The sequence below is a fragment of the Facklamia lactis genome (genome assembly GCF_015863205.1).
In the GTDB taxonomy this organism is placed as follows: Bacteria; Bacillota; Bacilli; order Lactobacillales; family Aerococcaceae; genus Facklamia; species Facklamia lactis.
Genome location: NZ_JACBXQ010000025.1, coordinates 1 through 571 on the forward strand (window position 1 = coordinate 1; position 571 = coordinate 571).

1 protein-coding gene is annotated in these 571 nt (G+C 37.7%); it reads right to left on the reverse strand.

Annotated features, from left to right (window positions below):
- Positions 1–548 (reverse strand): trigger factor (locus HZY91_RS10830; protein WP_499797667.1); only part of this gene is annotated, 548 nt, incomplete at its 3' end.
- Positions 549–571 lie beyond the last annotated feature (23 nt).

A 571-nucleotide genomic window follows, 5' to 3' on the forward strand; every position in this document is an offset into this window, starting at 1 on the left:
GCTTTGCGCATTTTTAAGTCTTCTTTTAAGCCATCTAATGTGCCTAGAAGCTCTTTTAACTGATCAACAGATAAGTTGTAAAGACTCGCCATTTCTTGCAATTCTTTTTCTACTTCTTCTTCTGTGACGTCGATGTTTTCTGCTTTTACAATCGCTTCAAGCGTCAACGTTACACGAACACGTTTTTCTGCTTCTTCTTTCATTTGTTCACGAAGTGCTGCTTCATCTTGTCCAGAGAATTGATAGTATAAGTCAAGGTTTAATCCTTGCATTTGTAAACGTTGTTCAAACTCGCGAATCATGCGATCTGTTTCATTTTTCACCATCACTTCTGGAATGTCCATTTGTGCATTTTCTGTCGCCTTTTGAACAACCGCATCGCGAAGTGCTGCTTCTGCTTCTTCTTTTTTCTCGTTTGTTAAGCGCTCTTTAATTTTTTCTTTCAATGCATCTAATGTTTCGACTTCTTCATCTACGTCTTTGGCAAATTCATCGTCAAGTGCTGGAAGTTGTTTTGTTTTAATTTCATGCAATTTAATTTTGAACACCGCTGGTTACCAGCTAATTGCTA